At 62.8% G+C, this 8,221-nt stretch carries 5 protein-coding genes; all 5 read left to right on the top strand.

Annotated elements, in window-relative coordinates; genetic code table 11:
* Window positions 1-358 precede the first annotated feature (358 nt).
* On the top strand, window positions 359-1,708 hold the full coding sequence (pvdM, locus tag AC07V9_RS16730) for a pyoverdine-tailoring dipeptidase-like protein PvdM (protein WP_495016785.1): 1,350 nt from the start codon (window positions 359-361) through the stop codon (window positions 1,706-1,708).
* Between the two features lie 30 nt (window positions 1,709-1,738).
* Complete coding sequence (gene pvdN / locus AC07V9_RS16725; RefSeq protein ID WP_495016784.1) at window positions 1,739-3,022, top strand: pyoverdine-tailoring periplasmic protein PvdN; 1,284 nt, start codon at window positions 1,739-1,741, stop codon at window positions 3,020-3,022.
* Between the two features lie 25 nt (window positions 3,023-3,047).
* A complete protein-coding gene (gene pvdO, locus AC07V9_RS16720) occupies window positions 3,048-3,935 on the top strand; it encodes a dihydropyoverdine dehydrogenase (protein ID WP_495016783.1) in 888 nt (295 codons plus the stop codon).
* A 308-nt stretch (window positions 3,936-4,243) separates the two neighbouring features.
* Complete coding sequence (locus tag AC07V9_RS16715) at window positions 4,244-5,893, top strand: cyclic peptide export ABC transporter (protein ID WP_495016782.1); 1,650 nt, start codon at window positions 4,244-4,246, stop codon at window positions 5,891-5,893.
* Window positions 5,894-6,505: 612 nt separating this feature from the next.
* Window positions 6,506-8,221, top strand: a 1,716-nt coding sequence (locus tag AC07V9_RS16710) for a condensation domain-containing protein (protein ID WP_495016781.1), incomplete at its 3' end; no start/stop codon positions are given.

The raw sequence follows: 8,221 nt of genomic DNA, 5'->3' as shown, positions 1-8,221 counted from the left end.
TGCTTTTTGCAGCCAACTGTTCAACCAAGCCCGGCGCAAGACGAAACTGTAGATGCCCCAAGCCAGACGCAGGACAAAGCTGTAGAAGCCCCAGGCCAGACGCAGGACAAAAAACTGTGGGAGCGAATTCATTCGCGATGCGGCGTTGCAAGCCCCACATCTGTGACTGCTGAAAGACCGTCTCGCGAATGAATTTGCTCCCACAGGGGATCGGGGCAACCGGGCAGCCTGTGCATACCCACGTCAGCGCCTAAATTTGCCGGAGCTGCGCTCGTTCTTCCCAGATAGCCAAGCGCACCGCCCTCCCCGGCAACGCGCTTGCTGCCCGACCTGAACGGCGAATCTGACTGAGATGGCAATGACTAAACCGCGTTCGAAAAAAGCCCTGTACCTCGGCCTGCCGCTGACCGTCGCGATGGCCGCAGCCGCTGGCTTCACGGCCTGGGAGCTGTGGTTCAGGGATGGCCCTGGCTACCCGCTGAAGGTGATGCAGCAGGCGGACGAGATACAGGAGCGGATCATTTCCTTCGACAGCCACATCACCGTGCCGCTGGAGTTCGGCACCGCCGGTAACGAAGCCGACAAGGATGGCGACAGCCAGTGGGACCTGGTCAAGGCCGGACGCGGACGCCTCTCTGCTGCCGCGCTGACGGTGTTCGGCTGGCCGGAAATCTGGAATGGCGCCGACGCGCCGCACAAGCCCACTGCCGGTTTTGTCGAGGAGGCGCGCAACCAGCAGGAGGTGCGCTACAAGATCATCAAGGGCATCGTGCGCGACTTCCCCAATCAGGTCGGCATCGCCTACACCCCCGACGACATGCGCCGCCTGCACGGCGAAGGCAAGTTCGCGATCTTCATCAGCATGCTCAACGCCTACCCGCTGGGCAACGATTTGAGCCTGCTCGACACCTGGACCGCGCGCGGCATGCGCATGTTCGGTTTCAGCTATATCGGCAACAACAGCTGGGCCGACTCATCGCGGCCTTTGCCGTTTTTCAATGATTCGCCCGATGCCTTCGATGGCCTGAGCGACATCGGCAAGCAGGCCGTGCACAAGCTCAATGACCTGGGCGTGATCATCGACGTCTCGCAGATGTCGACCAAGGCCCTGGAACAGGTCGCGAAGCTGAGCCGCACGCCGCTGGTGGCCTCGCATTCGGCACCAAGGGCGATGGTCGACATCCCGCGCAACCTCAGCGACAAGGAACTGCAGCTGATCAAGAACAGCGGCGGCGTGGTGCAGATCGTCGGCTTCGGCGGCTACCTCAAACCCTTGAGCCAACGCACGCAAAGCAAGCTCAACGACCTGCGGGCCAAATTCGACCTGCCGCCGCTGCCGAATCTCGCCATGGCGCTGATGCCGGGGGACCCGATCATCGCTGCCTGGCCGGAAAAGAAATTCGGCGAATACGCCAGCCAGCTCTACGCCATCCTCGACGAAGAACCCAAGGCCACCCTCAAGGACCTGGGCGACGCCATCGACTACACCGTGCGCAAGATCGGCATCGACCACGTCGGCATCAGTTCGGACTTCAACGAAGGCGGCGGCCTCAAAGGCTGGAAGGATGTCAGCGAGGTGCGCAACGTCACCGCCGAACTGCTCCAGCGCGGCTATTCGGAAGCCGACATCGCCAAACTCTGGGGCGGCAATTTCCTGCGTGTCTGGGACGACGTGCAGAAAGCCGCAACACCGGTCGCTCGCAACTGACCTCACTTTCTCGCCGGATGATTCGTCCCCATGACTGACCGCAGAACCTTTCTCAAGCAGGCCGGTATCCTCACTGCCGCCCTGCCCTTGGGCTCCCTCGTTCACGCCAGTGAAACGCCCTCATCTGCCGCGCCGACGCTGGCGGGCGACAAGTGGGCGAAGCTGCGCCAACAGTTCCTGCTCGACCCGGACTACCTGCACTTCTCCAACTTTCTGGTCACCCCGCACCCGCTGGTAGTGCGCGAGGCCATCGCCAGACACCGGGCCTGGCTGGACCGCAATCCGGGCCTGGCCATGGACTGGGACCGCGAGGAAACCTGGCAGCACGAAGGTGAAGTGCGCAATCAGGCCGGTCGTTACCTGCAAGCCAAACCGGGGCAGATCGCCCTCACCGGCAGCACCACACAAGGCCTGTCGCTGATCTACGGCGGCGTGCACGTGCGGCAGGATCAGGAAATCCTCACCACTGAACACGAGCATTACTCGACCCACAGCATTCTCGAATTTCGCACCCGCAAACAGGGCACTCAGGTGCGGCAGATCCGGCTGTTCAAGGACCCGCAGCACCTCTCTACCGACGAGGTGCTGGGCAACATTGCCCGCAACATCCGCCCCAACACCCGCGTGCTGGGCATGACCTGGGTGCAGTCGGGCAGCGGGGTGAAAATCCCGGTGGGCGAGATCGGCAAGCTGGTCGAGGAGCACAACCGCAACCGCGACGACAAGGACCGCATCATCTACGTGATCGACGGCGTTCACGGCTTTGGTGTGGAAAACGCCAATTTTGCCGATTTCCACTGCGACTACTTCATCGCTGGCACGCACAAATGGATGTTCGGCCCCCGTGGCACCGGCATCGTCTGTGCCCGTAGCGAAAAGGTCGAGGACCTGACGCCCAACGAGCCGACCTTTTCCCAGGACGACAATTTCGCCACCAGCATGTCCCCCGGCGGCTACCACGCCTTCGAGCACCGCTGGGCGTTGAACGAAGCCTTCAAGCTGCACCTGGCGCTGGGCAAGGCCGACGTGCAGTCGCGCATCCATGCGCTCAACAGTTACCTCAAGGCACGCCTGCAGGAGCACCGTCAGATCGACATGGTGACGCCGCTGAGCCCCGGGTTTTCCGCGGGGTTCACCTTCTTCCGCGTGCGTGACCGCGACAGCGACGAAGTGGCCGCCCACCTGATGAAGAACAAGGTGATCGCCGACGCCGTCGACCGTGATGTCGGCCCAGTGATCCGCACCGCCCCCGGCCTGCTCAACAACGAGCAGGAAGTCGACCGTTTCATGGCTCTACTGAGCCAGTCGTTTTAATCAAGTCCAGCCGCTGAGAGGACCTATGAAAGTCAAACTGCTGACCGGCCTGACCCTGGCCGTGCTGATCAACCTGATGCCGGGCCAGGCCCAGGCGGCGAAACACGATGACCACGCCAGCCACGCCGCGCACCATCCAGGCCAAGTGTTCAAGGACTGCAAGGACTGCCCGGAAATGGTCGTGTTGCCTGCGGGCACATTCATGATGGGCACACCGGACGATGAAGTCGGCCGGCAACAGGATGAAGGCCCGGTGCATGCGGTGACCTTCGCCAAACCCCTGGCCATCAGCCGTTTCTATGTCACCGATCGGGAATGGAAGGTGTTCCTCAAGGACACCGGCTACAAGATGCCGGACGGCGACACCCGCCCCGGCCGCGAATGCATTGCAGGTGCGCCGCGCTACCCGGTCGGCCCGACGCAGCCTGCGGTGTGCATGGACATGGCCGAGGTGCAGGCGTACATCGCCTGGCTGTCGAAAAAGACCCATCAGCACTACCGCATGATGACCGAATCGATCCGCGAATACGCCGCCCGCGCCGACAGCATCGGGCCGTTCCCCTTCCCGTTCGATGAAGGCAAGACCTACAGCATCGCCAGACACGCTAACACCTACGGCCCGGAAGACGGCTACAGCTACACCAACCCGGCTGGCGCCTTCCCGGCCAACGCCTTCGGCGTGTACGACATGCACGGCAACGTCTCGGAGTTTCTGGCCGACTGCGCCCACGACAACTACATCGGCGCCCCCACCGACGGCAGCGCCTGGACCGAGCCCAACTGCCAGCTGCAACAGATGCGCGGCAACGACTGGACCGAAGCACCGATCTGGTCGCGCTCGGGCAATCGCAACAACATCTACGCCACCGACCGAGGTGACTGGCTGGGGTTTCGCGTGGTTCGGGATCTCTAGTCTGTAACCCCTCTCCTGTAGCAGTCCGGCTTGCCGGCGGTGGCGATTGAAAATACGCAGACGCCTCGTAGGAGCGCGCTTGCCCGCGATGGCGTCGGGTCAGACACCATGATGTCGATGGGAACATCGCATTTGCGGGCAAGCGCGCTCCTACAGACAACATTACAACGGTCCTAGCCCCTAAATCCCCGCCTCCCCGGCTCGTCTTCCAGACAGTGCTTTCGCCACCCGCACTCCGGGCGCGACACCGCACCCACCATTGGCCATCAGCACGTCGCCCGATCCTGCGCCGCGACGGAGGTAGTTTCATGACCGCAAAACCGCGTAGCGCCCTTCGCGACATCCTCAGCCTGCTCAAGCCGTACCGCTACATCGTCGGCGGGTCCATTCTGTTCGGCATTGTCGGCGGCCTGAGCGTCACCGCGTTGCTGGCCACGGTCAACAGCGGGCTGCACAGCGACGAGGGCCTCAACCGCGCCGTGGTGCTGGCCTTCGCCGGGCTGTGCCTGCTGGCGCTGCTGAGCAGCATCGCCGCCGACATCGGCAGCAACTACGTCGGCCAGAAGGTCATCGCCAGCCTGCGCAAGGACCTGGGCGCCAAGGTGCTGGGCGCGCCCATCGAGCAGATCGAACGCTACCGCACCCATCGCCTGATCCCGGTGCTGACCCACGACGTCGACACCATCAGCGACTTCGCCTTCGCCTTCGCGCCGCTGGCCATTTCCATGACCGTGATCCTTGGCTGCCTGGGCTATCTGGCCACCCTGTCACTGCCGATCTTCGCCATGACCCTGGTCGCCATCGGCATCGGATCGGCGGTGCAATACGTCGCCCAGGGCAAAGGCATCCAGGGCTTCTACGCCGCCCGGGACGCCGAAGACAACCTGCAGAAGCACTATCAGGCAATTGCCGAAGGTGCCAAGGAATTGCGCATTCATCGCCCGCGCCGCCACACCATGTTGACCCGCAACATCCAGGGCACCGCCGATCACATTTGCGACACCCACGTGCGTTCGATCACCATTTTCGTCATGGCCAAGAGTTTCGGCTCGATGCTGTTCTTCGTGGTCATTGGCCTGGCGTTGGCGCTGCAGGCGTTCTGGCCGGCGGCGAATCCTGCGGTGATGAGCGGTTTCGTGCTGGTGCTGCTGTACATGAAAGGCCCGCTGGAAAACCTGTTGTCCAACCTGCCGATCATCAGCCGCGCGCAGATCGCCTTCCGCCGCATCGCCGATCTGGCCGAACGCTTCTCCTCGCCCGAACCGCATCTGCTGCTGACCCACACCGAGCACAACGTGCCAGCCATGCACGGCCTGGAACTGCGCAACGTGCAATACGCCTTCCCGCCGGTGCCGGGCAGCGAGCCGTTCACGCTGGGGCCGGTGAACCTGAGCATCGAGCCGGGGGAAATCCTGTTCATCGTCGGTGAGAACGGCTGCGGCAAGACCACCCTGATCAAGCTGCTGCTGGGCCTGTACACCCCGCAACAGGGCGAAATCCGCCTCAACGGCCAAGCCGTAGATGCACGGGGGCTGGACGATTACCGGCAGATGTTCACCACCATCTTTGCCGACTACTACCTATTCGACGACCTGCCGGAACAGGAAAAGGCCCTGCCGGAAAACGTCGGCCAATACCTGGAACGCATGGAACTGGCGCACAAGGTCAGTGTGGTCGACGGCGCCTTCACCACCACTGACCTGTCCACCGGCCAGCGCAAGCGCCTGGCGCTGATCAACGCCTGGCTGGACGAGCGCCCGGTGCTGGTCTTCGACGAATGGGCCGCCGACCAGGACCCGACTTTCCGCCGGGTGTTCTACACCGAACTGCTGCCGGACCTGAAACGCCTGGGCAAGACCATCATCGTCATCTCCCACGATGACCGTTATTTCGACGTGGCCGACCAGCTGGTGCGCTTGAGTGCCGGGCAGGTGATGACCGAGCGGGCCTGTGCATAGAAGCTTTTGATTTTCGTGGGAGCCGACTTGCTGGCGAATGCACACCGTCAGATGCATTGAGGGTGACTGACAAACTGTGAGCCGGGGTTCTTCAAAGGTCCTGCATCAAGCCTCGTGCTTTTGCAGCCAACCGCCTAACCAAGCCCGGCGCAGGACAAAACGGTAAAAACCCCAAGCCAAACGCAGGACGAAAAACTGTGGGAGCGAATTCATTCGCGAGACGCAGGTGCAGACGATATATATACATCGGCTGTACCGGCCCTTCGCGAATGAATTCGCTCCCACAGGGTAAGCCGGGGTTGTTCAGAAGTTCTGCATCAAGCCTCGTGCTTTTTGTAGCCAACCGCTCAACCAAGCCTGGCGCAGGACAAAACGGTAAAAACCCCAAGCCAAATGCAGGACGAAAAACTGTGGGAGCGAATTCATTCGCGAGACGCAGGTGCAGACGATATATATGCATCGGCTGTACCGACCCTTCGCGAATGAATTCGCTCCCACAGGGCTATCGGGGAGTGATCCTGCGGCGTGTTGATTCCCCGCTAAATCTCACCCGCCACGCTTCGTTCTTCTCAAGAACGCTTACTGACTCCGTGCCCGGCGACGAGATTGATCATGACCCCTTCGAACCCCTCCCTTGACGACGACCTGCTGGCCCTGTTGATGGCGGAGGAACATGACGCCGCGCCGGTCATTACCGCTCAGCCCGCACGAGGGCCCAGCGTGCTGTCGTTCGCCCAGCAACGGCTGTGGCTGCTGCAACAGTTCGCCACGCAGAGCTCGGCCTATAACCTGCCCAGCGCTTTGCGCCTGCAGGGCGAGGTAGATGCCGATGCGCTGGAGCAGGCGCTGCAACGGCTCATCGAACGTCACGACATCCTGCGCACCCGCTTCGGCGAAAACGCGGGCATTGCCTTTCAACAGGTCGACCCTGCCGCCCGCATCCACCTCGCTCGCGAAGACCTCAGCGCGCTGCCGCAAGCCGCGCGCACGCAAACCCTGCAACAACGGATGGACGCCGAATCGGCCCGCGCCTTCGACCTGACCCAGGCGCCGCTGATGCGCGCGACGCTGATTCGCCTGGCCGCCAACGAGCAAGTCCTGCTGCTGAACATGCACCACATCGTCTCAGACGCCTGGTCCAACCCGATCCTGCTGAGCGATCTGAACCGCGCCTATCAGGCCGCGATCGCAGGCGATCACTCGCCCCTTCCACGCCCGGCCATCCAGTACGCCGACTATGCCCACTGGCAGCGCCAGACCTACGTCGACAGCGCACAGCACCGGCACGCCGCCGACTACTGGAAGCAGTATCTGGGCGATGAAATCCAGCCACTGGCACTGCCCACCGACCACCCGCGCAGCGCGGCGTCGTTTCAGGGTGCGGGCAATCACGCCCTCGCCCTGCCCGACAACCTGACGCGGCAGATTCATCAGCTCTGTGACGCACGCGGACTGACCCCGTTCGTGGTCCTGCTCGGCGCCTGGCAATTACTGCTGGGACGCTACAGCGGACAGCACGATTTCACGGTCGGCGTGCCCAGCGCCACGCGCAACCAGAGTGAAACCCAGGAACTGGTCGGCTACTTCGTCAGCAGCCTGATCTACCGCGCCCAACTGGAGCCGGATCTGAGCGCCAGTGCCTTTCTGCAACGCCTGCGACAGCAGAGCCTGGCGGCGTTCGAGCACGGCGATTACCCGATCGAGCTGATCATGAAGCACCTGCAACTGCAGCGCGGCGCCCAAGGCAATCCGTTGTTCCAGACCTTGTTCGACTGGCACGTCAGCGGCCAGCCGCAGGGCTGGCTGCAGCTCGGTGATGCCTCGCTTGAACTGCTGCCAGTCAGCCAGCAGGAAGCCAAATTCGACCTGTCGCTGGACGTCGATTACAGCCGCGAGCAGATCTCGGCTAACCTCGAATACAGCACCGCACTGTTCAGCCAGGCCACCGTGGCGCGACTCGCCAAGCACTGGCGCAACCTGTTGCAGGCGCTGGTGGACAACCCGCAGAGCCGCCTCAGTGAATTGCCGATGCTGGATGCCGACGAGTATCGACAGATCCGCGACTGGAGCACCGCGCGCCTCGACTACCCGAGCGAGCAGGCGGCCCATGTGCTGTTTGAGGTCCAGGCGGCGCGTCAGCCCGAGGCACCTGCGTTGCTGTTCGGCGATACGGTGTTGAGCTACTCGCAGCTCAATGCCCGAGCCAACCCATTGGCTCGGCATCTGCGTGCGCTGGGTGTGGGGCCAGATGTACTGGTCGGCATTGCCGTCGAGCGTGGGCTGGACATGATCATCGGCCTGCTGGCGGTGCTCAAGGCCGGTGGCGGT

It is taken from the genome of Pseudomonas sp. GW821-FHT02A11 (assembly GCF_059421985.1).
Note: the sequence above shows the minus strand (reverse complement) of the source record. Positions and strands in the feature narration are given on the sequence as shown.

Bases quoted from the DNA above. Each gene is read 5' to 3' on its own strand.
- pvdM (WP_495016785.1), top strand. From the start codon at position 359: ATGACTAAACCGCGTTCGAAAAAAGCCCTGTACCTCGGCCTGCCGCTG.
- pvdN (WP_495016784.1), top strand. From the start codon at position 1,739: ATGACTGACCGCAGAACCTTTCTCAAGCAGGCCGGTATCCTCACTGCC.
- pvdO (WP_495016783.1), top strand. From the start codon at position 3,048: ATGAAAGTCAAACTGCTGACCGGCCTGACCCTGGCCGTGCTGATCAAC.
- AC07V9_RS16715 (WP_495016782.1), top strand. From the start codon at position 4,244: ATGACCGCAAAACCGCGTAGCGCCCTTCGCGACATCCTCAGCCTGCTC.